A 25,946-nucleotide genomic window follows, 5' to 3' on the forward strand; every position below is an offset into this window, starting at 1 on the left:
CACTTTTGTGCCGTATGGATACGCGGGCGCCAGGACTGAGTAGAGGTATCTGATGTGTCTGGGCCTTAGTTCAATAGTTCGCCCGTCAACAAACCGCAGTTTTTTTGCGATTCACCGGGTCCTTCGTAGTACAGTGTTGGTTATAAGCAATATTGTATTGTGAGACAGTATTGCCACTTGAAAGGCAAGCATGCAGATCACGACCGAAGACGATTTCAACGGCGTCCAGGAAAATCACCCCTGGGCCGGGCAATTCACGGTGATGGGCTACGCCAGCGGCGGAACCAGCATGATTCCGCACCAGTTTTTCCGCGACTGGCTCGACCAGGAAGCGCAGCAGGGCCATTTCTATATCGGCCGCTGCTCCAGCCTCGGCGTCGGCTCGCTGGCGAAGTACGATGCGGGGCAGCAGGGCCTGGCCATCGGGCGCTTCGTCGCCGGCGGCCTGCGCCTGCGCTTCCTGCTCAACGGCCAGCACGAGATGAAGACCATCTCCACCTATATGTTCGGACTCGCTGGCATGGGCCTGCGCCACCCGCCGCCGCCGCAATACGGCGATTCGGTGGTCAAGAACGATGTGTGGATCGGCGACGAAGTCATGATGCTGGGCGGCGGGATCATCGAGAACGGCTGCATCATCGGCGCCCGCTCGCTGCTGCCGCCGAACTTCCGTTCCGAGCCTTATGGCATCTATGCCGGCTCGCCGGCCAAGCTGATCCGGTTCCGTTTTTCGGAAGCGGTGCGCGCGGCCCTGGTCGACCTGGCCTGGTGGGACATGCCGCTGAGCTGGATCCGCGACAACAATGCAATGTTCCTGCAAGACATGACCGCCGACGACGACCAAGCGCTTGCCATCATTGCCGGGCTCAAGGCCAGCCGCGAAGCCTACGAAGCGCAGCACGGCAAGCAGAGCTGAGCACGACCGTTAGAAGTGGTTTTTTGACCCGGATCACCGCGCTGGCAGGCACCGGCCAAGGGTGCCCGGGGTCTCAGCATACATGCCGCCGGCGCGCGAAAAAAGCGCTTTGGTTTTCCTGCTCATCGGCCCCATAATAGTCAGTTGCACCACCCGTTCCCTGACGCTTAGAAGCACGCAGAGTCAGGGCTCTACAAAATCCATTGGAGTATCAACATGGCATCAGTTAACAAGGTCATCATCGTCGGCAACCTCGGCCGCGACCCGGAAATCCGCTACATGCCGAGCGGCGACGCAATCGCGAACATCGCGGTGGCCACCTCGTACAAGTCGAAAGACCGCCAGACCGGCGAGCAGAAAGAGCTGACCGAATGGCACCGCATCTCGTTCTTCGGCCGCCTGGCCGAGATCGTCGGCCAGTACCTGAAAAAGGGTTCCTCGGTCTACGTCGAAGGCCGCCTGCAGACCCGCAAGTACACCGACAAGGACGGCATCGAGCGTTACGCGACCGACATCATCGCCGAGAATATGCAGATGCTGGGCGGCCGTGCCGGCATGGGCGGCGACAACATGGGTGGTGGCATGGATGACGGCGGCGGCTACGAGCCGCAACAGCGCCCGGCCCCGCGTCAGGCCCCGCCGGCGCCGGCAGCCCGTCCGCAACCGAAACCGGCGCCGAACTTCTCGGATATGGATGACGACATCCCGTTCTAAGCCTGAAGGTTCTGAACATCAACCCCCTTGCTGCTGAAGGGGGTTTTTTTTCGCCGTGTTTGTTCTTACCGATCGGTAATATGGAACCAGAAATCCGACCTATATAGATCAAATCTTACCGAGCACTCATTTTTTAGCGTGGCCCCGCGCATTTGGCATAGAATCTTACCGATCGTGCACAAAGGAGCCCCTGATGGAAAAGCCTGTTCTACCGGAGGAATGGAGTGAAAAGACCGTCCGTTCCGTGCATGAACTAGGCAAGCTCATCCGTGAAGTACGGAAGAGCCAGGACATGACGCAGGAAGACGTTACCGGACTGGCCGGGTTCGGCAACCGCTTCATCATCGACCTCGAGCACGGCAAGGAAACCGTCCAGATGCAGAAGGTCATCGACATACTCGGCTTGCTCGGCCTCGAACTCGTCGTGCGCAGGGGGTGACCATGGCGAAACGCATGCCCTTGCCTGCTGCCTTGTCGGTATTCGCTCCGGACGGACTGATGGGCACGCTTTACCCCTCCGAACCCCTGAGCTTCCGTTACAGCCGGGGCTGGCTGGACAGGCCGGGCGCACAGCCCTTGCATCCGGCCTTGCCATTGGGTGCCGAACCGATCGACTCACCCTTCGTCACGGCATTTTTCGAGAACCTGCTTCCGGAAGGGGACCAGCGTAAGCTCATCAGCATGCGGGAACAGGTCTCGACCGTATTCGGCCTGCTGGCGCGTGTCGGCGGGGAAAGCGCGGGATCCGTCGTTCTGCTGCCCGAGGGCGAAGAGCCCGGCCGCCCCGTCTACCAGTCGCTGACCTGGGCGCAGGTAAATGCCCTGGTGCATCGCGACGCGAACCCGGCCGAACGCGAGGCGATCGAAAAGGCCGCGGCAGGTTTGCCGAAGCCTCGCATGTCGATCTCGGGGGCGCAGCACAAGCTCCTGCTGGTCATCGATGCCAATGGCCTTCCTTACCGTCCGATGGGCAGTTCGCCGTCGACGCACATCCTTAAGCCCGACATCGTCAGGAACGACATCAGTGTCTTCGCGTCGGCGGCCAATGAAACCATCATGATGCTTGCCGCGCAAGGCTGCGGCCTGCCCACGGCAGCGGTGTCCTACCAGCCCGCGACCCGCGCCTGCCTGGTCGAACGCTACGACCGCCGGCGCCTTGAGGACGGCACACTGCAGCGCCTCTGGCAGGCCGACTTTTGCCAGTTGCTGGGCAAGCCTTCGGACGTCAAGTACGAGCATGATGGCGGCCCCGGTTTTGACGAATGCTATGCGCTCCTGAAAACGTCGACCCAGCCCGGTGTCGACCAGCGTCACCTGCTGCGCTGGCTGTTCTTCAACCTGTACACGGGGAATAACGATTCGCACGCCAAGAACCTGTCGATGATCGCTGCAGAACGCGGGATGCGGCTCGCACCGTTCTACGACCTGATGTGCACGCGCGCCTATACCGGACTCGGATCGCAATTCGCGTTCTCGATCGCGGGCGAGACCGATCCCGGGAAGCTGGGGCGCGAGCACCTGGCCGCGCTGGCCGCACAGTTGGGAGTGGGCCCCAGGTATCTCGACAAGCTGGCACGGGACATGGCCAGGGGGGTCGACACCGCAGTGCCGGCCGCTGCGGCCGAGGTAATGCCTTTGCTGGCGCCCGGCGAGCGGGTCCTCGCGCAAAGAATCACCGACAAAGTGCTATCCATTACGCGCAGGATGCGGCAACGGCTCCTTAACGAGTAAGTCTTGAAGAAGCCCGCTCCACTTCTTACGCCTCAGGCCGCGAAGCCGCCGTCGATCAGCAGGTCCGCCCCGGTCACGAAGGCCGCTTCCGGGCTGGCCAGGTAGGCCACCATGCCGGCGATCTCGTCGACGTGGCCGTGGCGCGGCACCGCCATCAGGCCGTGCAGGAAGCTGGCGAACTCGCCCTCGGCCGGATTCATGTCGGTGTCGACAGGACCGGGCTGGACGTTGTTGACCGTGATGTTGCGCGGCCCCAGGTCGCGAGCCAGGCCCTTGGCCAGCCCGGTCAGGGCCGACTTGCTCATCGCGTAGGCGGCGCCGCCGGTGAAGGGCATGCGCAAGGCATTGGTGCTGCTGATGTTGATGATCCGGCCGCCATCGACCATGTGCGCTGCCGCCGCTTTCGCCGCAACGAAGACGGCGCGCACGTTGACTGCCAGGGTGCGGTCGAGATCCTCGAGCGAGAATTCGTCTACCGGCCCCAGCAGCAGGACGCCGGCATTGTTGACCAGGATGTCGAGACGGCCGAAGCGTTCCGCAGCGCCATCGATTGCCCTGGTGAGTGCGGCCGGATCGGCGGCATCGGCCTGCACCGCGATGGCCTTGCCGCCGCTGTCCTTGATACTGTCGGCCAGGGCGAGCGCAGCCGCGCTGGACGCCGCGTAACCGATCACGACTTGCGCGCCCTCGCTGGCGAGCCGCTGTGCGATCGCCGCGCCGATGCCGCGCGAACCGCCGCTGATGAATGCTACTTTTCCTTCGAGCCTGGTGTTCATGATGGTTCCTTTCGTGAGTTGATGGAACCAGTATCGGCCAGGATGATTCATACCGGTAGTCACAGATGAGGCATATCAGCTTCAACCAATGGTATAAAATGAGGCATGCAAAATGAGCTCGCCATTCACCTCGACGCCTTCATCGCCGCAGTCGAAGAATCCGGCTTTTCAGCGGCGGCGCGCCGCCTGGGCGTCACGCCAGCCGCCGTCAGCAAGAGTGTGGCCCGCCTCGAGGCAGGGCTGGGCGTGCGCCTGTTCCAGCGCAGCACGCGCAGCCTGAGCCTGACCGCCGGGGGCGAACTGCTCTACCGCCAGGTAGGCTTGCCATGGCGCGACATCGGCGACGCCTTCGGCGAGCTGCGCCAGGGCGCCGGCAAACCGGCGGGAAACCTGAAGATATCGATGGCCCCGGCAGTGGGACGCCTCTACTTCGTGCCGCTGCTCGAAGATTTCCTGGCGCAGTATCCGGACATCGTTCCCGACATCTGGTTCGACAACCGCCAGGTCGACCTGATTGCGGAAGGCTTCGACGTCGCCATCGGCGGCGGCAGCATTGAACTCACCGAGGGCCTGGTTGCGCGCGAGCTGTCGCAGGTGCGGATCGTGCCGGTGGCTTCGCCGGCCTACCTGGAACGCCATGGCACGCCGGACGCGCCGTCCGCGCTCGCGCAGCACCGCGGCCTGCTGCGCCGCTCGATCGTGTCGCGGCGCCTGGTCAGCTGGGAACTGCAGAGCGACAGCGGCGAGCAGGTCGTGGCCGATATCCGCCCGGCGGTAGTATTCGACGATCCGGAAGCGATGGCGCGTGCCGCCGCGTGCGGACTGGGGATTGCATTGCTGCCGCTGCCACATGCGCTGCCCCTGCTCGAGAGCGGGGAACTGGTGCGCATCCTGCCACGCTGGCATGCGACGACACGTCCCCTGTTCATCTATTACGCGAGCCGCAAGCTGGTGCCCGCCAAGGTCCGGGTCTTCGTCGAGTACGTCGTCGAGCAGTTCCGGGCACGTGGCATCGCCGGGCGCTTTTCCGGCATCCGGGAGGTCTAGGGCTCGCTGGGCGGCTTGCCCACGGATTCCTCGACGATGCTGTACACCTCGCCCGCCGTCGCCCCGGCGTCCACCCGGCGCGCCCGCAGGTCGCGATACACGGCGGCGCGCATGATCGTCATCGAGACCACCGGCGCCGTCATCAGGATGAAGACCGAGATGATGATTTCGTGGATGACGAGACGCGACTGCGCTGCCGTGAAGTACAGCATCGATGCCAGCAGCAGGCAGCCGGCGCCGAGGGTGACGGTGATGGCCGGGCCGTGGATGCGCTGGTAGAAGGTGGGCAGGCGCAGCAGGCCGAGCGCGCCGATCAGGACGATGCTGGCGCCCAGCACCAGCAGCAGGGCCACCGGCAGGGCCGCCCAGGCGGGAATATGCTCGATGCCACTCAGGATGTTGGCTGATTCGCCGTTCATTCGATGATCTCCCCGCGCATCAGGAACTTCGCCATCGCCACCGTCGACACGAAGCCCACCAGCGCGATCAGGATCGCCACCTCGAAATATACCTGGGTGCCGAAGCGGATGCCCAGCACCAGGGCCAGCAGGATGCCGCACATCCAGAGCGTGTCCAGCGCCAGCACCCGGTCGTGCCCCGACGGTCCGATCAGGAGCCGCAGCGCGCAGAAGCCCATCGCCAGCAGCACGCATACCATGGCGTAGGCGATGGCCAGTTCAAGCAGGGTTTGCATGGTCGTCCTCCGATTCGGGTTTGTCGTTCTCAAAAATGACGATGAGGGGGGCTTCGTAGCGCCTCTTGATGGTGTCGATCCACCACTGCCGGTCGTGCAGGTCGAACACGTGCAGCGACAGTTCGTGCTGCTCCGGCAGGATCTCGACCCACACCGTCCCCGGCGTCATGTTGATCAGGCAGGACAGCATCGCCAGGCCGTAGGGGTCGCGCAGCGTCAGCGGCACGCGGATGAACTGCGCATTCACGGTCTGGTGGTCGCGGAACAGGATGATGCGGCACACGTTGAAGCACGAATGCACGATCTCGACGAAGGCCATGCCAAGCAGGCGCAGGAAGGTCAGCGGCGCGTGCAGGCGCGGGTAGCCGAAGGGCTGCAGCCGGCGCGTCAGCAGCGGTACGGCCACGCCGAGCGCCGCCCCGAACAGCAGGTTGGCCGGGTCGAGCGTCTGGTTGAGCAGCAGCCACAGCGCGCACAGCGACAGCGACACGATCGGGAAGGGCAGCCACGGCGTCATGGGGCCTCCGCGGCCGCATGTGCAGGGCCCACTGGCCCGGGCACGGGCGGCGTTCGCAGCACCCGTTCGATGTACAGGGCCGGGCGGTGCAGGTCGGCGCTGGCGCGCGCCAGGTAGTCGATCACCGGCTGCGCCTGTATCGTCAGCAGCACCGACACCGCCAGCAGCGCCGCCACCGGCAGTGCTTCCGCCGCGTGCAGGCGTGGCGGGCCGAGGGTCTCCGCCGCCCAGAAGGTGCGCACGCCGAAGCGCATCAGCGACACGATGGCGACCAGGCCGGAGACGATCACCAGCGCCATCAGGGTCCAGCCGGCGCCCGCGATCGCAGGCAGGCCCGGCCCGGGGTTGACCAGCGCATGGAACATGCCGAACTTGGCGACGAAACCCGACAGCGGCGGCAGGCCGGCGATCATCAGGGCGCAGGCGGCGAAGGCCAGCGACAGGAAGGCCATCGCGGCCGGCACGCCGCGGCCTTTCGGCTCGGCCGGGGTGTCCTCGACCGCATAGACTTCCATCGTCAGCGCCAGCATCGCGGCGCCCGGCGTGCGGATGCGGTCGATCAGCTCGATCAGGAGCACGAAGGCGGCGATGCCGATGGTGGAGGCGATGAAGTAGTACAGCCCGGCGGTGACGAGGCCTGGCTGGCCGTAGCCGATCACCGCCAGCAAGGTGCCGGACGAGACGATCGCCGCATAGCCGGCCATGCGCCCGGCGGTGTCGGTGGCCAGCATGCCGGCGGCGCCGAACACGATGGTCGCCATCCCGCCCCACAGCAGGGCGTCGTAGCCGAAGCGCGAGGCTTCGCCGGCCCCGTCGGGGAACACCAGCAGCCAGATGCGCAGGATGACGTAGGCGCCGACCTTGGTCATCAGGACCAGCATGGCGGCCACCGGCGGCGAGGCGGCCGCGTAGGTGGTGGGCAGCCAGAAGCCGAGCGGCCACATGGCGGCCTTGACCAGGAAGGCCAGCGCCAGCACGGTCACCCCGGTCTTGAGCAGGCCGAGCGTGTGCGGCGGCAGCTGCCCGACGCGCTGCGCCAGGTCGGCCATGTTGAGCGTGCCGGTGGTGGCGTAGATCAGCGCGACCCCGATCAGGAACAGCAGGGCGGCGGCCAGGTTCACCGCGATGTATTGCATGCTCGCGCGCAGGCGCGCCACGTTGTAGCCGTGCAGGACCAGCCCATAGGAGGCGGCCAGCATCACTTCGAAGAACACGAACAGGTTGAACAGGTCGTGGGTCAGGAAGGCGCCGTTGATCCCCATGAGCAGGAACTGGAATAGCGAGTGGAAGTGCACCCCGATCCGGCCCCAGCGCGGCTGCGCGTAGTGCAGGGCGGCCAGCGCCAGCAGCGCGGTCAGTACCAGCATGATGGCGGACAGGCGGTCGGCCACGAGGGCGATGCCGAAGGGCGCGGCCCAGTTGGCGGCGAAATACACCTGGATGCTGGTCGGCCAGCCCCCGTCGGTCAGCAGCACCAGCGCCAGCGCATTGGCCAGCAGGCCGAGCACCGATACGTAGCCGGCCGCGAACTTCAGGCCGTGGCGGCCTTCGGTGAGCGACGCCAGCAGCGCGCCGCACAGCAGCGGCAGCAGCACCGGGAGAATCACCAGGTGGCGGGTCCAGTCCAGGTTCGTCAGCTCGGTCAAGATTCCGGCTCCTCGCCGTCGACGTGGTCGGTGCCGCTCAGGCCGCGCGCCCCGATCATCACCACCAGGTACAGGGCCGTGGTGGCGAAGCCGATCACGATGGCGGTGAGCACCAGCGCCTGCGGCACCGGGTCGGCCAGCGTGGCCGGATCGGGAATCGTGCCGGCCGGCGTCAGCGGCGGCCGGTCCAGGTTCAGGCGCCCCATGGCGAAGATGAACAGGTTGACTGCGTACGACATCAGCATCAGGCCCATCAGCACCTGGAAGCTGCGCGGACGCAGCACCAGCCAGATGCCGGAACCGAACACGATGCCGATCGCGAGGGCCAGGACGATTTCCATTATCCGATCTCCTTGGTGGGCGGCATGGCGGCCAGGGCGGCGGCCGTGGTCTTGCCGCCCGGCGGCGTGCGGCGGCTGCGCAGCGACTGGTGCGCCAGCGCCACCAGGATCAGCATGGTGGTGCCCACCACCACCAGGAACACGCCGAGGTCGAACACGAAGGCCGAGGGCAGGTGCAGCTCGCCCAGCAGCGGCAGGGTGACGTGGGCGGTGTGGCTGGTCAGGAAGGGGTAGCCGAGCAGCCAGGCCCCGATGCCGGTGCCGCAGGCGGTTGCCAGGCCCCAGCCGATCCAGCGGTGCGGGCGCAGCCGCAGATGCGACTCGACCCAGTCGGTGCCGGCCACCATGTACTGCACGATGAGTGCGGTGGCGAAGATCAGGCCCGCCACGAAGCCGCCGCCCGGCAGGTTGTGCCCGCGCATGAAGAAGTACACGGCGATCACGCCCATCACCGGCAGCAGGAAGCGCAGGTACACGGCCTGCACCATCAGGTAGCCGTCGCGCGCCTGCTGCCCCGGCTTCTGGCCCACCGCCGGGTCGACGTCGTTGGCCTGTTGCACCGGGATGGCGACGCTTTCCGGCGCCGGGCGGAAGCGGCGCAGCAGGGCGTACACCGTGAGCGCCACCGCCGACAGCACGGTGATCTCGCCCATGGTGTCGAAGCCGCGGAAGTCCACCAGCAGCACATTGACGACGTTGGCGCCGCCGCCTTCGGGCAGGGCGCGCAGCACGAAGAAATCGCGCAGCGCGCTGCTGGCGCCATCTTGCGGGGTGCTCAGGACCGCGTAGCTCAGCGCCGCCAGTCCGAGCCCGCCGGCCGCCGCCACCAGCCCATCGCGTCCGCGCCGCAGCCAGGCACTTGGCGGGATGCGCGCCGCGAAGCCGGCGGGGGGGAAGCGCGGCGGCAGCCAGCGCAGGCCGAGCAGGATCAGCACGGTGGTCACGGTTTCGACCATCAGCTGGGTCAGCGCCAGGTCCGGCGCCGACAGCCACAGGAAGGTGGCGCTGGTGGCCAGCCCGGTGCCGCCCACCAGGGCCAGCGCTGCCAGCCGGTGGTATTTGGCCTTCCAGGCGGCGGCCACGGCGCAGCCGGCGCCGATCAGCCACAGCAGGGCGAACAGCGGGGAACGCGCAGCCAGGCCGGACAGGGCGACGTCGCGCAGCGGCTGCGCCACCAGCAGGGGCACCGCGACCATTGCCGCCATCAGCACCAGCAGCTGCGGCTGCAGGCGCCGGGTGCCGGCCAGGCGCAGCAGCCAGGCCGCGCCCTGCGACAGGCCCAGCATGATGTTCTCGTAGAGCTGCGCACCCTTCAGGCGGTGCAGTACCGGCACCCGGTCGCGCTGCGCCAGCTCGAACCAGTTGCGCAGGACCAGGTAAGCGGCCACGCCGCCGGCCAGCGCGATCGCGCTCATCGCCAGCGGCAGGTTGACGCCGTGCCAGATCGCCAGGCTGTACTCGGGCATGGTGGGACCGAGCACCGCATGCGCCGCCACCGCCAGCACGTCGCCAACCACGCGCTCGGGCATCACGCCCACCGCGACGCACAGCAGGACCAGGCACTCGATCGGCACCCGCATCCAGCGCGGCGGCTCGTGCGGTTCGTCCGGCAGGTCGTGCGCCAGCGGCCCGAAGAAGACGCTGATGAAGCGCAGAGAATAGATCACGCTGAACAGGCCCATCATGCCGGCCGCCACCGACATCCACCAGTTCTCGCTGCCGCCCACGATCATGGTCTCGGCGAAGAACATCTCCTTGGACAGGAAGCCGTTCATCAGCGGCACCCCGGCCATCGCCGCGGTGGCCACGATGGCCAGCGCCGCCGTGTGCGGCATGGCGCGCCGCAATCCGCGCAGCTGGCGCATGTCGCGGGTGCCGGTTTCGTGGTCGACGATGCCGACCGCCATGAACAGCGACGCCTTGAACACCGCATGGTTCATGGTGTGGAAGATCGCCGCCACCACCGACAGCGGGGTGCCGATGCTCAGCAGGACGGTGATCAGGCCGAGGTGGCTGATGGTGGAATAGGCCAGCAGGCCCTTCATGTCGTACTGGAAGATCGCGAAGAAAGACCCCAGCAGCAGGGTGCAGACCCCGGCGCTGCCGAGGATCCAGGTCCATTCCTCGGTGCCGGCCAGGGCCGGCCACAGGCGGATCAGAAGGAACACGCCGGCCTTGACCATGGTGGCCGAGTGCAGGAAGGCGGAGACCGGTGTCGGCGCCGCCATCGCGTGCGGCAGCCAGAAGTGGAAGGGGAATTGAGCGCTCTTGGTCAGCGCCCCCAGCAGCACCAGCACCAGGGCCGGCACATACCAGTCGTGGGCACGGATCCGGTTGCCCGCCGCCAGCACGTCCACCAGTTCGTAGCTGCCGGCCATGTGGCCGAGCAGGAGCACACCCGCCAGCAGGCACAGGCCGCCGATGGTGGTGACGGTGAAGGCCATGCGGGCGCCGCGGCGCGCGTCGTTGCGCTCCTGCCAGTAGCCGATCAGGAGGAAGGAGGTGACGCTGGTCAGCTCCCAGAACACCACCAGCTGGATCAGGTTCCCCGACAGGACCACGCCGAGCATCGCGCCCATGAAGGCCATCATGTAGGCGTAGAAGCGGGCGACCGGATCGCGCCGCGACATGTAGTAGCGGGCATAGAGCAGCACCAGCGCCCCGATGCCGAGCACCATCACGGTGAAGACCCAGGCCAGGCCGTCCAGGCGCAGCACGATATCGAGGCCGAAGCCGGGCAGCCAGGCGTAGCGCTCCTGCGGCACGGCGCCGGTGGCGATCAGGTCGAAGCGGGAGATGGCAAGCGCCAGGGCCGCCAGGGTGGCGAGGCCGGCGACGGCGGCGGGACGGTCGCGCGAGCGGCCGGGCATGCAGGCCGCGATGAAGGATGCGGCGAAGGGAAGCAGGAGCAGGATCAGCAGCATCGCGCCCGGCTCCTGTCGGGATGGCGACGGCTCCGGTACGCCGTTCGTTCAACCATCGCCGCGGCTTTCTTCGCGCACCAGCAGGGTGTCGCAGCCCAGGTGCTGCAGCAGGTCGTCGCTGCGGCTGCCCATGAAGACGCGCGCCACGCTCGATTGGCGGTGCACGCCGAGCACCACCAGCTGGACCATGTTCTCGAATGCATAGCGCGCCACGGCCTCCGCCACCCGCCCTTGGACGATCGCGATGTCGAGCAATGCGCGCGCGCTCGGAGGCAGCGCGCAATCGTCGAGGAAGCCTGCGCTGCGCGCCATCCCGTCTTCCACCGCGGCAGACAGGGTCGCGGAGAGCGCGCCGGCGGCGCCTTCCAGCACATGGAGCAGGGTGACGCGGCGGCCGGGGAACAGGTGTAGGGCGGTCTCGATCGCACGCCGCGCCGCGCCGGAAAAATCGTTCGCCACCACGATGCGTTCATAGCCGCCGCGGGTGCGCTGGCGCACCACCAGCAGCGGCTGGGGCAGGTCCTGCGACAGGCGTTCGGCGGTCGAGCCGAGGATCAGCTCCTGGAAGCTCTCGTCGCGCGACGCGCCCAGGATCACCATCGCATCAGGCATGCCGCTCGCGGCCCCGAGGATGCTGTCGGTGACGTCGCCCTCCAGTACCTGCAAGGTCGGCGTGACGCCGGTGCCGGAAAATTCCTCGGCCAGTTCGCGGCGCGCGGCCAGCTCGAAGGCGTGCACGGTGGGGCTGCCGTCGAGCCAGGAAGCGACTTCTTCCGGCGTCTGCGGGCCGTCGCGCACGGTCAATACAGCCAGCTCCGCCTGCCATTCGCGCGCCAGCTGCTTGGCCCGGTCGAGCGGGCGGTCACAGCCCGCGCACAGGTCGGTGGCCAGCAGCAGGCGCCGGGGTGGGAGCTGCGGCGGCAGGACGGAAGGGCTGTCGTTCACGCGAAATCTCCAGGTCGGCGCGGGTTGGCAAACGGGTTCACTTTACTGTTTTTACATGGATTGCGGCAACGCGTTACCTCAGGTACACCTCGTAATCATACAGGCAACATGTCCGTGCGCACCCCGGCAGGCGGGGTTGGTACCATCAAGGCATGCACATCCTTTGGACTTACCTGCGTCCGCACCGCCGCCTGGCCGCGCTGGCCCTGCTGCTGGCCGGCCTGGCCCAGGTGTTGAACCTGGTCGACCCGATCATCTTCGGGATGATCATCGACGACTACGCGCTTCACCCCGGGAACCGCAGCGGCGACGAACTGGTTGCCGGCGTCATGCGCCTGCTGGGACTCGCGGTCCTGGTGGCCCTGCTGGCGCGCCTGGCCAAGGCCTTGCAGGACTACGTCACGCGGCTGGTCGTGCAGAAGCTGGGGGTGGCGATCTTCAACGACGGCCTGCGCCAGGTGCTGCGCCTGAAGTACCAGGAATTCGAAGACCTGCGCAGCGGCGAGACCCTGTCGCTGCTGCAGAAGGTGCGCGCCGACAGCGAACGCTTCATCAACACATTCATCAATACGGTATTCGCCTCACTGGTGGGGGTCTCTTTCCTGGTCTGGTACGCGGTCACCAAGCACTGGCTGCTGGTGCCGGTGTTCCTGGTCGGGGTGCTGGTGCTGGGCGGCCTCACCGGGCTGCTGAGCCGCGAGATCAAAACCCAGCAGCGCTCGATCGTGCGCGAGACCAACCGCAACTCGGGCTTCATCACCGAATCGCTGCGCAACATCGAACTGATCAAGAGCCTGGGCCTGACCTTCACCGAAATCCGCCGCCTGAAGGCGCAGACCGACAGCATCTTCGCGCTCGAGATGGAAAAGGTGAAGCGCATCCGGCTGCTCGCCTTCCTGCAGGGGAGCACCCTGAGCCTGCTGCGCCTGGCGATCCTGTTCGCGCTCCTGTGGCTGATCTTCCGCGACGTGCTCACGACCGGCGAACTGATTGCGATGCAGTTCATCTCGGTGGCGATCTTCGCGCCGCTGCAGGAACTGGGCAACATCATCCTGGCGCACCGCGAGGTCGAGGCGTCGCTGCTCAACTTCCGCGCCCTGATGGACAAGCCGATCGAGCGCCGGCCGCAGGACTTCGTCGAGATCGGGCCGTTGGAGCAGATCCGCTTCGCCGACGTCGGCTTTCGCCACAAGGGGGCGCCGGAGGATTCACTGGTGGATATCTCGTTCAGCGCGGCGCTGGGCCAGACGGTGGCCTTCGTCGGGCCTTCCGGTTCGGGCAAGTCGACCCTCGTGAAACTGCTGGTCGGGCTGTACACGCCGGCGCGCGGCAAGGTGTTCTACAACGAGATCTCGACCGAAGACCTGCGCTACAACGAGGCGCGCCGCCAGATCGGCTTCGTCACGCAGGAGACCCACCTGTTCGCCGGGACCATCCGCGACAACCTGCTGTTCGTGAAGCCCGATGCGACGGACGAGCAGATCATGGCCGCACTGGCGCAGGCCTCGTGCGCGAACCTGGTCGACAAGTCGCCCGAGGGCCTGGACACCGTCATCGGCGAGCGCGGCATGAAGCTGTCGGGCGGCGAGAAGCAGCGCCTGTCGATCGCCCGCGCGCTGGTGCGCGAGCCGCGCCTGCTGATTTTCGATGAGGCGACATCGGCGCTCGACTCGCTCACCGAAGAACAGATCACCAATACCGTGCGCGACATCTCGGCGCGCGCCAGCCAGATCACGATCCTGATCGCGCACCGGCTCTCCACCGTGATGCATGCGGACACCATCTACGTGCTGGAAAAGGGCCGCGTCGTCGAAACCGGCTCGCACGACGCGCTGGTAGCGCAGAAAGGGCTGTACTACGCGATGTGGCGCCAGCAGATCGGCGAGCGGCCGGTGCCGCCGGGCGTGGAGCAATCGTCCGAGGAGTAGCGCGGGGGCAAACTCTCCAGCATAAAAATCGCTTGCAACTGAATAGCGCACGATGTATTATCACTTCCATGGCAGCGAATCTGCCTCAGGCGGCAGCATAAAGTAGTGCGCTATATAATCGTTAGTAAGTAATTGAATCCATCCAGTCAACTACAAAGGAGCATCACCATGGCAATCGAAAAAGTCCTCTACCGTGCAAGCGCCAAGGCCACCGGCGGCCGCGACGGCCGTGTCGTTTCGTCCGACAACGCACTCGACGTCAAGCTGTCGACCCCGAAAGAGCTCGGCGGCGCAGGCGGCGACGGCACCAATCCGGAACAGCTGTTCGCGGCCGGCTACTCGGCCTGCTTCCTGGGTGCGATGAAATTCGTGGCCGCACGCGACAAGCTGGCCATCTCGCCGGACGTGTCGGTGCAGGGCAGCGTCGGGATCGGACCGATCCCGACCGGCTTCGGCATCGAGGTCACGCTGCAGGTCAGCCTGCCTGGCGTGCCGGAAGACCAGGCGCGTACGCTGGTGGACCGTGCGCACATCGTGTGCCCATATTCGAACGCGACGCGCGGCAATATCGACGTCGTCATCGAACTGGTTTAATTAATACGGACGAGTAATGCGGTATATGTATGCCGCATATTTCTAATCCATATATTTCACAATTGAGCCGTCCCTGAATTCATCGGGACGTATAAATTGTTATGGCGGGAAATGCGATTTCAGCATAATGCTGGGATTGCATTTCCCGCCTGTTTTTTTGTTCGTTTCATTATCGAATCAGCATGCCGGCCGGCGTTTCTTGCACATGTGAGCAGCGTCGGCAACACGCGCGCAGTAAGCAAACACAGCAATAAATTCTTACATTTACGCGCTTTTTCACCGATTTGCCCTGGTTTTCCCAAGGATTGTTAGAGCTTCGCTAACGGAGTTGTCATGTTTGCGTCGACGGAAAACAACAAGCGAAAATATTTTTCCGGACGGCAAACACAGATTTTTTCCTGTCGTTAAAATTGCCTCCCATCAGCTTAAGGCGCCAACGCATCCAGGTTGGCGTTTTGCATTTCCAAGCTTGCTGGCTTTATTAATTACCTCAAAAAATTTAACAATTCGGTTCTGACGATGCACACCACTGTTTCCGCACCACGTTCGATCTCTCTTGCGCAAACCCAGCAGTTCGCGCTGCCGGTGCTGTTCGCGCTGTTCGGCCTGATCATGGGTTCGTGGGCCGGCCGTATCCCGGCCCTGGCCGAGCGCGTTCAGGTGTCCCACTCGGCGCTGTCGATGGTTCTGCTGTGCGGCGGCCTGGGCGCCGTCCTGTCCTACCCGGTCTCGTCCTTCCTGATGGGCCGCTTCGGCGCGCGCAAGTCGGCGCTGGTCTCGGGCATGGCGCTCTTGGTAGTGCTGGTGTCGATCGGCATGGCGCCGACTGTGCCGCGCCTGATGCTGTCGGTCCTGTTGCTGGGTATCAGCGCCAGCACCTTCGACGTCGCCATCAACTCCGCCGCGGCCAGGCGTGAAAAGCTGAGCGGCAAGGCCGACATGTCGATGCTGCACGGTTTCGTCTGTGCCGGCGGCTTGGCAGGCGCGACCCTGGGCAGCCTGATGGCCAGCCTGAAAATCACGCCCGGCACCCACTTCCTGATGCTGGCCGGTCCGTTGGCCCTGGTCCTGTGGGGCGCCTTCAGCATGATGGAGGCCGATGGCGTAGTGGAACAGGTCGAGAAGAAGTCGTTTTCGCTGCCGCGCGGTCCGCTGGCGCTGCTGGGCCTGCTGGGCTTCCTGGGTGCGATGGCGGAAGGCAGTATCGCCGACTGGAGCGGTGTGTTCCTGAAAGAGCATTTCGGCGCGTCGGACGGCCTGGCGCCGCTGGCCCTGTCGGCTTTCTCGGTCATGATGCTGCTGTCACGCATGGTCGGTGACAAGCTGAAGATGCGCTTCGGCGCCCAGCGCCTGATCGCCACCGGATCGCTGGTCGCGGCGGCCGGCCTGTTCTTCGCCGTGCTGGCGCCGAACGCCTACGTCGCCCTGGGTGGTTTCGCCATCGCCGGCATCGGCGTGGCGCTGCTGTTCCCCTTCGTGTTCAGCGCAGCCGGCGCGCAAGGCCCGATGGCCCTGGCCGCCGTCGCCAGCATGGCCTACAGCGGCGCCCTGATGGGCCCGCCGGTGATCGGCGCCGTCGCCCACTTCGTCGGCATGCAGGCAGCCATGGCCTACCTCGGCGGCCTGTCGCTGATCATCGCCTTTGTTGCGACCCGTACCAAACTGCTGAAGTAAGGGTTTCGCCACTCTTCGGCAGCCTCGGCCGGCACTCGATCCTCACGCGGCGCAAGCCGGCTTCCAACGCAGACCGCGCCACGCGCTGTCTGCGTTTTTTTTCGGTCGCATGCAAGCCTTCACCAATAGGGCCACATCCCTGTCGCACGCTGTCCGCTCGGTTCCGTCCCGGTGAGCAGGGCGCGCGCGTGCTGCAGGACCACCGCCGCCCGTTCGGCGGAGGGATCCCAGATGCAGCGATGGCGCATCCGGTCGAGCGGCGCCCAGCGTGCGATATCGGCCTTGCTGAACACCACCACGCTGCTCAGGCCCAGGCCGGCGGCGATGTGCGAGACCCCGGTGTCATTGCAGATCAGCAGCCGTGACCGGCTCATCATTGCCGCCATGGCGCCGATCGACAGCGGCTCCGTAGCCTCGATCGCCGGCGTGCGCATGTGCCGCGCCACCGCACGCACCAGGGGCGCTTCGTCAGCTGAGCCGGTCAGGACGGTGTCGAATCCGAATTCACGCTTGAGCTGGTCGGCCACTTCGGCGAAGCGGTCCGGCGGCCAGCATGTGGCGTGCTTGCGTGTGCCGGGATGGATGCAGATGTAGTTGCCGGGTTCGAGATCCGGCGCCAGCTTGCTGGCTTCGAGTTCGTCGATGTCGTCGCGCCGCACCGGAAACTCGAGTTGCGTGCCCGTATCCGGTGCGCCCAGCCGCGCCAGCAGGGTCAATAGCCGCTCCGGTTCCGTGCCGCCATCCAGCTCGGGCAGCAGCAGTGTCCGGGCGGTCTGGCTCGCGTCGCCGCGGGTGAACCCGGCCATGCTGCGGGCGCCGAAACCGCTGACGATATGGTTGGTCACATCGCTGCTGCCGTGCAGCTGGAGCGCGAAATCGAAGCCCCGGTTGCAGATGCCCGCATAGTAGGACGTGAGTTCGTCGTAGCGCACCGCCTGCTCGGGCAGCAGCGGATGACCCGGAAACGGAATGAACTCGTCCACGTAGGCGTCGAAACGGCGGGCGAATTGCGCTGCCCAGGGCAAGCCCGTGAGCACGATTCGGGCCTCCGGCAAGGCCAGGCGCAGTGCGCGCAAGGCGGGCACCGCACAGAGCATGTCTCCCAGATACAAGGCGCGAAACACGATGGCGCTGCGAATGGCATGACGGTACAGCAAGGGACGCCGAATCATGTGTTCTCCGATTAGTCCACCAGCCCTGTGCAACCCGGTTCCAGCTCAGGCGCGGATCATACCGGCAGCGCTGGCTCGCTGCGCTTGGTCACGAGGAAGGGCGGGATCGCCAGTGCATGCAGCGGCATCTGCCGGAACGCGGCGATGGCTTCGAAGGCGGTCTCGACCATGGGCTGGTCCTTGCCGTTGAAGGACGTGTTGAGCAGCACCGGCACGCCGGTGCGCACCTCGAAGCCAGCCAGCAGGGCGCGCAGCAGCGGGTCGTCCGCGGGGCCGACGGTTTGCAGGCGCGCGGTGCCGTCCACATGGGTGATGGCCGGCAGCATCGGCGCGACTTCGGGCCGCACCGGCGCCGCGAACTGCATGAAGGGCGAGGTCCCGGCCAGGTCGAAGTACACGGCGGCGCGTTCTTCCGGGACCACCGGGGCCAGCGGGCGGAACCATTCGCGCCCCTTGACCCGCGCATTGATCCAGTCGCGGATGCGGTCGCGGCGCGGATCGGCGAGGATGCTGCGGTGGCCCAGCGCGCGCGGGCCGAACTCGCTGCGTCCCTGGTACAGGCCGATCACGCGTCCGGTGCACAGCAGGTCAAGCATGCGCGCGCACAGGGCGTCGCGGCCGCGCGGGCGTTCGACGATCAGGTCGCTGGCGCCTTCGAGCGCCGCTTCGATGTCGGACAGTTGGGGCGGCGGGCCGAGGTAGTCGGCGCTCCAGCGGAAGTCGCAGGGACGGCCTGCCAGTTCGGTCAGCCCGTACAGCGCGCAGCCGAGCGCGGTGCCGGCGTCGCCCGGCGCCGGCGGCAGGAACACGCGGCGGAACGGGGTCTCGCGCAACAGGCGTACGTTGGCGGAACAGTTGAGGGCGGCGCCGCCGGCAAAGCACAGATGGTCGGCCCCGGTCTGGCGGTACAGCCAGTTCGCCAGCGCCAGCAGCGCATTCTCGAAGACGCGCTGGCCGGCCGCGGCCAGGTTGGCGCAGTCGGTGAAGCGCGCTTCGGCGCTGCCGAAACGGAAGCGGCTGCGCTCGCGCAGCAGAGCGCGCCAGGCGGACGGGATGCCGACCGCCATGCCCTCGACGTCGAGCGAAGGCAGGCCGAGGGCCGCCGGGTCGCCGTAGGACGCCAGGCCCATGACCTTGCCCTCGTTGCCCTCGCCCGGGAAGATCGCCTGCGTCAGCAGGAAGTAGAACATGCCGAGCCCGGCGAGGCGGCCGTCGTCCTGGTGGCCGCCAGCGGCGTCGCCTGCCTGCTTGCCGATGCAGCTGATTGCTCCGCGGGTGGCGGTGTAGAAGGACGAGACCTCGCGCCAGTCGCCGGGTGTGTGGGCGGCGCCGCTCCAGGTTTCGGTGACGTCGGACACCGGGCTGCCCTGGCAGTCGATGATCATCACCGCGGCGGCGTCGAACGGCGAGGGGTGGAACACGCTGTACAGGTGCGCCAGGTGGTGCGAGATGCGCGCGCGCCGGCCGCCGTGGGACAGCGTCAGCGCGGCCCCCGGTTCTTCTTCGTGGAGGGGCAGGCTGCCGGTTTCCTGGTCGGACGAGAAGCATTCGACCAAGATGTCGACCGGGTGCTCGAGCCCGGGCAGGCGCGGCAGGTAATGGTCGCGCAGGTCGCCGGGCTTGCCTGCGTGGTGCTTGCGGCGCGTGAGGCGTTCTTTTTGAATGGCCCAGGCCAGGTGCGAGCCATGCATCAGGCAGATGCTCGCGTCCTTGGTCCGGTTAATGCCAAGCACAACTGGGGTGTCGTCCATCGATATCTCCTGGGGTTGGGGCCGATGCATCGCACAGCCCAACTTTGAGCCTGCTGAGCAGGATTAGTTCACACGGCAGCTTAATGACGGTGGAAGAGCAGTGTCCGGAAAGGCGGTATGATCGGGCATCCTCCCGACCATTACCGGCCATGCTCCAGACACCTGCTTCCTTCACGCCGCTGTTCGCACCCCGTCCCGATCCCGCCCCCTTGAGCTTCCTGTTCCACGGCGGCCGGCTGCTGGTGCGCGAGCACGATCTGGCGCTGCCCGACGCCGCGGTCCTGACGCAGCTGGACGTGGACCGCGCCCGCCTGCAGCCGCTCGGCATGCATGGCGAACGTTATTGCGAAACCGGCTGGTTCGACAGCGAACCGGCGCTGCCGCCGGGCTATGCCTTGCGCGGCCTGCGCTCGCTGTTCGCGGAGATGGACGAGGGGCTGCTGGGCCTGGCCGCACGGGCCGCCCAGGTCGCGGAATGGGCGCGCACCCACCGCTTCTGCGGCGCCTGCGGCAGCGCCACGGTGCTGGCGGCCGGCGAGCGCTGCTACAAGTGCGTGCAGTGCGGGCACATGGCCTACCCGCGCATCTCGCCGGCCATGATGGTCCTGATCAGGAAGGGTGACAGCGTGCTGCTGGCGATGCACCTGGCCTCGCCCACAAAACGCTTCGTGCCGCTGGCTGGCTTCCTGGAGGCGGGGGAGTCGGTGGAAGAGGCGGTCCACCGCGAAGTATATGAAGAGGTGGGATTGCGGGTGCACAACCTGCGTTACTTCGCCAGCCAGTCCTGGCCTTTCCCGCATTCGCTGATGCTGGCGTTTACGGCGGACTACCTGGACGGCGAGATCCGCGTGGACACCTCGGAAATCTCGGAAGCGCGCTGGTTCGGGCCGGAGGACGAGTGGCCCGAACGGGTGCCGCACATTTCAGTGTCCAGCATTCTGGTAGACGCCCACCGCCCACCCGGTCGCACTTGATAACACCCGCATTGCGGCGTTGCATCGTCTCGCCGTACTAGCGTACTGTCTTCGACGACGCGCCTTGCCCTGCGAGTGTTCTCAAGCGCTCCATAGGCTCAGGACTGCACAGGGACGCTCTCCGGCGCCGTGCGCGTGGTCGGCTGCGGTTGCGGCTTGGCGCCGGTGCCGCGCAGCTGGACGGCGCGCTGCAGCAGGTCGAACCAGAACGGCGCCCCGAACAGCGTGGTGCCGGCGGTGATCAGCCAGCCGGCCACCTGCAGCGCGAAGGCGGAATTGAGCTGGGGCGGGAAGCTGCTCCAGCCGATCGGCAGCGCCCACAGCTGGCGCAGCGCTTCGGCGTCGAGCGCGTTTGGTGCGGCCTTGATCTGCGCGGCCAGGGCCGGGTTCTGCCACAGGGTCTGGAACAGGTGGATGCTGTCGACGTTGAGCATGATGGTCAACAGCAGGGCCAGCAGGAACGAGATCAGGAGCTGGCGCCGCTTGTAGACGCCGGACAGGCGCTCCATCGCGCTGTTGAACCAGCCGGCGATGCCTTCCTGGAAGCGCTGCAGATCCCCGCTGGACTGGCGGTACAGCGCCAGCAGCACGCGCCTGACCTGCTCGTCGGGCAGGGCGTCGATTGCCGCCTGCAGCGGAATGGCCGGGTTGCTGCGCAGCGAATCGAGCAGGGCGATCGCGAAGTGCGCGGGTTCGATATAGGATGGTTTTACGGACAGCGGGCGCCGGGCGTTGCCGCCGCCGTGCGGATTGACCAGCGGATGGTCGTACAGGCTCTGGGCCAACGCCTCGCAGCGCGGATCGTCCAGCATGCGCTTGACGGCGTCGAGCAGCATGTTGGCGCGCAGGCTGAATGCGGCCGCCAGCGCTTCCTGCAATGTACTGACGACCAGCGCCAGGGTGCCGTAGCAAAACGTCAGGCCGATGGCGACTTCGAGGACCGTGCTGCCGAACATGGTGTTCTCCCAGGCTAGGAACCATCTTTCACGCTACCCGATGCTTGAAACTGGAACATTAACTTTGCTCAATAAACCGGCAGCGGCCAGTGCCTCCGGCGCATTTTCTATATACTTGCGGCAATCGATTTTTTAAGGTTCACCATGTCTGACAAAGAAGCTTTCACCGAACACGACTGGCGCCGCCTGCTGACCAGCCTGGGCGAGGATCCTGAGCGTCCGGGCCTGCAGGAGACGCCGCACCGCGTGGCGAAGGCCTGGAAACACTGGACCTCGGGTTACGACCAGGACCCCGTCGAAGTGCTCAAGGCCTTCGAGGATGGCGCCGAGGAATACAACGAGCTGATCGTGGTGCGCGGCATCCCGGTATACAGCCACTGCGAACACCACTTGGCGCCCTTCTTCGGCAAGGCGACCGTCGGCTACCTGCCGAACGGGAAGATCGTCGGCCTCTCGAAGCTGACCCGCCTGGTCGACATCTTCTCCAAGCGCCTGCAGGTGCAGGAACGCATGACGATCCAGATCGCCAACGCGCTGATGGAAGTGCTGGAGCCGAAGGCGGTCGGCGTGGTCGTCAAGTGCCGCCACATGTGCATGGAAAGCCGCGGCATCCGCGCCATCGGCGAGGAAACCATCACCTCGGCCATGCTGGGCGAACTGCAGCCGAACCTGGCGCTGCGCACCGAGTTCCTGGCACTCACACGCGATTAAGTAAGCTCAAGCCATGCCCCGGCGTCCTATGGCTGCCGGGTTTGCCTTGGAACCTGTTCCGGATCGCCAGCCTCCAAGTAATTTTCGGAGGGTGCGCCATGGATCGTCCGGTTTTTCCCAGCGACATTTCTCGCGAAGAGTTCGAGCCCCTGCGCGGGCTGCTCGAAGCGGCGCGCCGCAAGACCCGTCCGCGCAAGCACGACCTGTACGACGTGTTCTGCGCCGTCCTGTTTTTCCTCCACACCGGCGCCACCTGGCGCAGCATGCCCCCGGGCTTCCCGCCCTGGCGCACCGTGCACGAATATTTCACCCAATGGACCATGCTGCGCGACGGCGACCGTAGCCTGCTCGAAAGCGTGCTCGAGAAGTCGGGGCGCGATTTGGAACTGAGCCAGCTAAGGCGCCTGCTGCATCGTCGTTGAGTTGACGCAGTGGCGAGCAACATTGCTCACGAATTGTCACAATCTGTTGCACTTCTCGAAAAGTGTGGCAGTCGAGCTCGGCTAAGCTAAAGAAAAATTATCAATATTTTATCTTCGGGCTGGCCATGTTCGAGCACCTCAACCTGATCCTGTTTTCCACCCTCAATGCCCAGGCCAGCCTGACCGGCTGGCAATTGATGGGCGCCATGTTTGCCGCGCAGTGGCTGATCTTTGTGATGCCGCTGTCGCTGGTCATGTTGTGGCTCGGCGGCGGGCAGGGGCGCGAGGTCGCCCTGCGCGCCCTTATCGCGGCCGCCTGCGCGCTCACGCTGAACGGACTCATCGGGCAGTTCTGGTACAGCCCCCGGCCCTTCGTCGTCGACGTCGGCCAGACCTTCCTGCTGCACGCTCCAGACAGCTCCTTCCCGAGCGACCATGCCACCAGCATCTTCTCGGTGGCCCTGGTGCTCGCCTTTAGCCAGGTGCAGAAGGCGCGCCGTATCGGCTTGATGCTGCTGCCGCTGGCGCTGGTGGTGGCATGGTCGCGTGTCTACCTGGGCGTGCATTGGCCGAAGGACATGGCCGGTGCGATGGCGATGTCGGCGGCGATGGCCGCGCTGGTGAATACGCCGGCGGTGCGCGCGGCCTGCGCGCAGCTGCTGCCGCTGGCGGAAACCGTGTACCGCCGTGTGCTGGCGGTACCGATCGGGCGCGGCTGGCTGCGCCCTTAGTTGTTGATGGCCGGGTAGGTCAGCGCGGCCGGCATCGACCCGGTCGCCACCTGCGCCGGGCGAGGGGATCCAACGCACGCAGGACGCGTGGGCGGGTTCCTGCGCCGGCCGCGCGCTCCTGCGATGCCTGCCGCTTCCCTATTGCGCTGCCGGCGCCTCGAACACCAGCTTGTCGTGCTCGTCGAGGTGGAAGCTGCCCAGCGCCTGGCCGGTGACGGCATTCGCCTCCGGCGCTTCCAGTTCGGTACAGCCCTGGGTGTCGACCTGCCAGACATCCTCGCCGGAACGCAGCGTGTACACGCTGGGGCCGCTCGCGAACAGTTCGAGTTCCAGGCCCGACAGGGATACCTTGCCCAGATCCAGCTGGCGCTGGCAGTCCGGCATGCGGGCGGCGGTCAGGCGCAGCGTCGCATCCTTGCTCCAGAAATAATCCTGCATCACACGCACGGTGAGCGCATGCTCCTTGCCCTCGATCGGGTAGCTGGCCGTGTCGTTGACGCAGCCGGCCAGCAGCAGCGGCGCGAGCAGTGGAAAGAACAGGATGAGTGGCTTGCGCATGGGCGGTTCCCTTGTCAGGATGATGCAGGAGTGCATCGCGTGACGGAGTATAGAAGCGCCACCCGACGGGCGCAACCGCAGGCCGGCTCAAAAACGGGATTCGATGCGGACACCGTGGTTTTACGATTTGCGCCACCATAGCCATATGAACCAAGATGCATCGAACAGGCCATGAACGACTCGAAACAGAACATCGAGCTGTTGACCCCGCAGGGCGGCAAGCCGGTCAAGATGTGGACCCGGGGCGTCCCGGTCGAACGCGAAGCCAGGGAACAGCTGGAAAAGCTGGCCCGGCTGCCCATCGTGTTCCACCACGTCGCCGTGATGCCGGACGTCCATGTTGGCAAGGGATCGACCATCGGCAGCGTGATCCCAACGCTAGGTGCGGTAATTCCCGCGGCGGTCGGCGTGGACATCGGCTGCGGCATGATGGCGGCCAAAACCACCTTGCGCGCGAGCGACCTGCCCGACAAGCTGTCCCGCCTGCGCAGCGCCATCGAACAGGCGGTGCCGCACGGCATGTCGCCCAAGACCCGCAATAACAAGGGCAGCCGCGACGTCGGATCCTGGAACAACCCGCCGCCACCGGTCGATGCCGGCTGGGCGAAGCTCAAGGACGAGTTCGACGCCATCTGCCGCAAGTATCCCAAGCTGCGCGGCACTAACAACTACAAGCACCTCGGAACCTTAGGTAGCGGCAACCACTTCGTCGAGGTCTGCCTGGACGAGGAGGGCGCGGTCTGGGTGATGCTGCACTCCGGCTCGCGCGGCGTCGGCAATGCGATCGGCACCCACTTCATCGAGCTGGCGCGCCAGGACATGCGGCGTCACATGATCAACCTGCCCGACCAGGACCTGGCCTACCTCCAGGAAGGCACCCAGCACTACGACGATTACGTGGAAGCGGTCGGCTGGGCGCAAAAATTCGCGCGCATCAACCGCGAGGTGATGATGCACAACGTGATTCGCGCGATGCGCGAGGTCATTCCAAAACCCTTCGAGACGCATGTGGAGGCAGTCAATTGCCACCACAACTATGTGCAGAAGGAGAAGCATTTCGGCAAGGACGTGCTCGTCACCCGCAAGGGGGCGGTGTCCGCGCGCGAAGGCGAGCTCGGCATCATTCCGGGATCGATGGGAGCGAAGAGTTTTATCGTGCGCGGCAAGGGCAACCCGGAAAGTTTTAATAGTTGCAGCCATGGCGCCGGGCGCGTCATGAGCCGCACCGAGGCCAAGCGCCGCTTCACCCGGCTCGATGCCGAACGCGCCACCGCGGGCGTGGAGTGCCGCAAGGACGAAGGCGTGATCGACGAGATTCCGATGGCCTACAAGGACATCGACGCCGTCATGCATGCGCAGCGCGACCTGGTCGAGATCGTGCACACCCTCAAGCAGGTGGTGTGTGTAAAAGGATGACGCGCCTGACAGAGCCCTCAGGGCAGCCATCAGGGCTTTGTCAGGCGCGTCCTGGCGCGATGTGCAGCAGCTCGGCCGGCGTGCCAAATTCTCGGTCCGGCGCCACCCGCCGCAGCGCCTCGATCGGCGCATAGCCCCAGCTGACCGCGCCGAAGGCCACGCCGGCACGGCGCGCCGCATCGGCGTCCAGCGCCTGGTCGCCCACGTAGAGCGCATGTGCCGCCGGCACCGCTGCGCGCTTCACCACCTTGCGGATGCGTCCGGCCTTGCCGAACACCGACATCCCGCACTCGTAGTGGCCGAACAGGGCGCCCAGGCGCGGGCCCAGCACCAGCCGCACGTTCTGTTCCGAATTCGAGGAGACGATGGCCAGCCGCACGCCTTCTCGGTCGAGTGTGTGCAGCACCTCGCCGATGCCCTCGAACAGCGGGATGCGAGAAGCGTTCTCGCGCATCAGGCCGATGAAGCTGCGCGAGGCCAGCGGCAGCTTCCAGGCCGGCATGCCGACCTGGCGCATGATCGTCCGGGTGTCGTGGTGGCGCAGGTCCTGGGCCTCGGCCGCGCCGACGCGGCGGAAGCCGTGCTGGTCCGCGATCTGGTTGAACACGCTGATGAAGAAGGGGAAGGAATCGGCCAGCGTGCCGTCGAAGTCGAAGATGGCGAGACGGTAGGACATAAGCCGATTATAGGGCGGCGCGACCGGATGCGTTGTTATCTTGTCCTGACAGGCTGGATTTTCTGTCGGTGACTTGAGTATACAAACATTTCCTGACAGAATTTTAAGCATTGCGCCCACTGTGGCCTTTTA

25 protein-coding genes and 1 pseudogene are annotated in these 25,946 nt (G+C 66.0%); 13 read left to right on the forward strand and 13 right to left on the reverse strand.

Going from position 1 to position 25,946, the window contains the following annotated elements:
• The first annotated feature begins 190 nt into the window (after positions 1-190).
• The 4 genes from AC56LU_RS13905 to AC56LU_RS13920 all read left to right on the forward strand — a co-directional run bounded on the left by AC56LU_RS13905 (position 191) and on the right by AC56LU_RS13920 (position 3,361).
• Complete coding sequence (locus tag AC56LU_RS13905; protein WP_497176194.1) at positions 191-916, forward strand: LbetaH domain-containing protein; 726 nt, start codon at positions 191-193, stop codon at positions 914-916.
• A gap of 216 nt (positions 917-1,132) precedes the next feature.
• On the forward strand, positions 1,133-1,630 hold the full coding sequence (gene ssb / locus AC56LU_RS13910) for a single-stranded DNA-binding protein (RefSeq protein WP_497176195.1): 498 nt from the start codon (positions 1,133-1,135) through the stop codon (positions 1,628-1,630).
• A gap of 193 nt (positions 1,631-1,823) precedes the next feature.
• A complete protein-coding gene (locus AC56LU_RS13915) occupies positions 1,824-2,069 on the forward strand; it encodes a helix-turn-helix domain-containing protein (protein ID WP_497176196.1) in 246 nt (81 codons plus the stop codon).
• Positions 2,070-2,071: 2 nt separating this feature from the next.
• Positions 2,072-3,361 carry a type II toxin-antitoxin system HipA family toxin gene (locus AC56LU_RS13920; RefSeq protein WP_497176197.1) on the forward strand — a complete coding sequence of 430 codons (1,290 nt, stop codon included), beginning with the start codon at positions 2,072-2,074 and terminating at the stop codon, positions 3,359-3,361.
• A 32-nt stretch (positions 3,362-3,393) separates the two neighbouring features.
• Here the strand turns inward: AC56LU_RS13920 and AC56LU_RS13925 are convergent, their stop codons facing one another.
• On the reverse strand, positions 3,394-4,137 hold the full coding sequence (locus tag AC56LU_RS13925) for an SDR family oxidoreductase (protein ID WP_497176198.1): 744 nt from the start codon (positions 4,135-4,137) through the stop codon (positions 3,394-3,396).
• 105 nt (positions 4,138-4,242) lie between these two features.
• Here AC56LU_RS13925 and AC56LU_RS13930 point away from each other — a divergent pair, with 105 nt between their 5' ends.
• Positions 4,243-5,184 carry a LysR family transcriptional regulator gene (locus tag AC56LU_RS13930; RefSeq protein ID WP_497176199.1) on the forward strand — a complete coding sequence of 314 codons (942 nt, stop codon included), beginning with the start codon at positions 4,243-4,245 and terminating at the stop codon, positions 5,182-5,184.
• Here the strand turns inward: AC56LU_RS13930 and mnhG are convergent.
• From mnhG to AC56LU_RS13965, 7 genes are read right to left on the reverse strand one after another with little or no spacing between them, the layout of a single operon-like run.
• Entirely contained in the window at positions 5,181-5,603 is a 423-nt protein-coding gene (gene mnhG, locus AC56LU_RS13935; protein WP_497176200.1) for a monovalent cation/H(+) antiporter subunit G, read from the reverse strand. The two genes, AC56LU_RS13930 and mnhG, sit on opposite strands and share 4 nt — an antisense overlap.
• Positions 5,600-5,878, reverse strand: coding sequence for a K+/H+ antiporter subunit F (locus AC56LU_RS13940; RefSeq protein WP_497176201.1), 279 nt, complete (start codon positions 5,876-5,878; stop codon positions 5,600-5,602). Before AC56LU_RS13940 ends, mnhG begins: the two co-directional genes overlap by 4 nt.
• Entirely contained in the window at positions 5,862-6,395 is a 534-nt protein-coding gene (locus tag AC56LU_RS13945; protein ID WP_497176202.1) for a Na+/H+ antiporter subunit E, read from the reverse strand. Before AC56LU_RS13945 ends, AC56LU_RS13940 begins: the two co-directional genes overlap by 17 nt.
• Entirely contained in the window at positions 6,392-8,041 is a 1,650-nt protein-coding gene (locus tag AC56LU_RS13950) for a monovalent cation/H+ antiporter subunit D (RefSeq protein ID WP_497176203.1), read from the reverse strand. The genes AC56LU_RS13945 and AC56LU_RS13950 overlap by 4 nt, the downstream gene beginning before the upstream one ends.
• Positions 8,038-8,382: a Na+/H+ antiporter subunit C gene (locus tag AC56LU_RS13955; RefSeq protein ID WP_497176204.1), complete on the reverse strand. Its 345-nt coding sequence runs from the start codon at positions 8,380-8,382 to the stop codon at positions 8,038-8,040. Before AC56LU_RS13955 ends, AC56LU_RS13950 begins: the two co-directional genes overlap by 4 nt.
• Positions 8,382-11,306, reverse strand: a complete 2,925-nt coding sequence (locus tag AC56LU_RS13960) for a monovalent cation/H+ antiporter subunit A (RefSeq protein WP_497176205.1) — start codon at positions 11,304-11,306, stop codon at positions 8,382-8,384. The genes AC56LU_RS13955 and AC56LU_RS13960 overlap by 1 nt, the downstream gene beginning before the upstream one ends.
• Positions 11,307-11,354: 48 nt before the next feature.
• On the reverse strand, positions 11,355-12,251 hold the full coding sequence (locus tag AC56LU_RS13965; protein ID WP_497176206.1) for a universal stress protein: 897 nt from the start codon (positions 12,249-12,251) through the stop codon (positions 11,355-11,357).
• A 152-nt stretch (positions 12,252-12,403) separates the two neighbouring features.
• On the opposite strand from AC56LU_RS13965, the gene AC56LU_RS13970 reads away from it, so the two are divergent.
• From AC56LU_RS13970 to AC56LU_RS13980, 3 genes are all read left to right on the forward strand, one after another.
• Entirely contained in the window at positions 12,404-14,179 is a 1,776-nt protein-coding gene (locus AC56LU_RS13970) for an ABC transporter ATP-binding protein (protein WP_497176207.1), read from the forward strand.
• Positions 14,180-14,347: 168 nt separating this feature from the next.
• Positions 14,348-14,773: an organic hydroperoxide resistance protein gene (locus AC56LU_RS13975; protein WP_497176208.1), complete on the forward strand. Its 426-nt coding sequence runs from the start codon at positions 14,348-14,350 to the stop codon at positions 14,771-14,773.
• 519 nt (positions 14,774-15,292) lie between these two features.
• Complete coding sequence (locus AC56LU_RS13980) at positions 15,293-16,447, forward strand: MFS transporter (protein WP_497176209.1); 1,155 nt, start codon at positions 15,293-15,295, stop codon at positions 16,445-16,447.
• A 119-nt stretch (positions 16,448-16,566) separates the two neighbouring features.
• Here AC56LU_RS13980 and AC56LU_RS13985 read toward each other — a convergent pair whose 3' ends face one another.
• Positions 16,567-17,619 (reverse strand): glycosyltransferase family 9 protein, encoded by a 1,053-nt coding sequence (locus AC56LU_RS13985; RefSeq protein ID WP_497176210.1) that lies wholly within the window; start codon positions 17,617-17,619, stop codon positions 16,567-16,569.
• 56 nt (positions 17,620-17,675) lie between these two features.
• Positions 17,676-19,370, reverse strand: coding sequence for a carbamoyltransferase family protein (locus AC56LU_RS13990; RefSeq protein ID WP_497176211.1), 1,695 nt, complete (start codon positions 19,368-19,370; stop codon positions 17,676-17,678).
• A 149-nt stretch (positions 19,371-19,519) separates the two neighbouring features.
• On the opposite strand from AC56LU_RS13990, the gene nudC reads away from it, so the two are divergent.
• On the forward strand, positions 19,520-20,344 hold the full coding sequence (gene nudC, locus AC56LU_RS13995; protein WP_497176212.1) for an NAD(+) diphosphatase: 825 nt from the start codon (positions 19,520-19,522) through the stop codon (positions 20,342-20,344).
• A 98-nt stretch (positions 20,345-20,442) separates the two neighbouring features.
• Here nudC and AC56LU_RS14000 read toward each other — a convergent pair whose 3' ends face one another.
• The gene (locus AC56LU_RS14000) at positions 20,443-21,300 is read right to left on the reverse strand and encodes a hypothetical protein (RefSeq protein ID WP_497176213.1); all 858 of its coding nucleotides are present in this window, start codon (positions 21,298-21,300) and stop codon (positions 20,443-20,445) included.
• A gap of 144 nt (positions 21,301-21,444) precedes the next feature.
• Here AC56LU_RS14000 and folE point away from each other — a divergent pair, with 144 nt between their 5' ends.
• The 3 genes and pseudogenes from folE (at position 21,445) to AC56LU_RS14015 (ending at position 23,164) form a co-directional block, all read left to right on the forward strand.
• Positions 21,445-22,011 carry a GTP cyclohydrolase I FolE gene (gene folE, locus AC56LU_RS14005; RefSeq protein WP_497176214.1) on the forward strand — a complete coding sequence of 189 codons (567 nt, stop codon included), beginning with the start codon at positions 21,445-21,447 and terminating at the stop codon, positions 22,009-22,011.
• A 98-nt stretch (positions 22,012-22,109) separates the two neighbouring features.
• Positions 22,110-22,385 (forward strand): annotated as a pseudogene (locus AC56LU_RS14010) (transposase); the annotation flags it as partial.
• Between the two features lie 173 nt (positions 22,386-22,558).
• Positions 22,559-23,164 (forward strand): phosphatase PAP2 family protein, encoded by a 606-nt coding sequence (locus tag AC56LU_RS14015; RefSeq protein WP_497176215.1) that lies wholly within the window; start codon positions 22,559-22,561, stop codon positions 23,162-23,164.
• A gap of 138 nt (positions 23,165-23,302) precedes the next feature.
• Here the strand turns inward: AC56LU_RS14015 and AC56LU_RS14020 are convergent, their stop codons facing one another.
• Positions 23,303-23,722 (reverse strand): hypothetical protein, encoded by a 420-nt coding sequence (locus AC56LU_RS14020; RefSeq protein WP_497176216.1) that lies wholly within the window; start codon positions 23,720-23,722, stop codon positions 23,303-23,305.
• A gap of 171 nt (positions 23,723-23,893) precedes the next feature.
• Here AC56LU_RS14020 and AC56LU_RS14025 point away from each other — a divergent pair, with 171 nt between their 5' ends.
• The gene (locus AC56LU_RS14025; RefSeq protein WP_497176217.1) at positions 23,894-25,138 is read left to right on the forward strand and encodes an RtcB family protein; all 1,245 of its coding nucleotides are present in this window, start codon (positions 23,894-23,896) and stop codon (positions 25,136-25,138) included.
• Positions 25,139-25,178: 40 nt separating this feature from the next.
• On the opposite strand, the gene AC56LU_RS14030 is transcribed toward AC56LU_RS14025, so the two are convergent.
• Entirely contained in the window at positions 25,179-25,814 is a 636-nt protein-coding gene (locus AC56LU_RS14030; protein WP_497176218.1) for an HAD hydrolase-like protein, read from the reverse strand.
• Between the last annotated feature and the right edge of the window lie 132 nt (positions 25,815-25,946).

The organism is Telluria sp. PB2R4 (genome assembly GCF_059685695.1).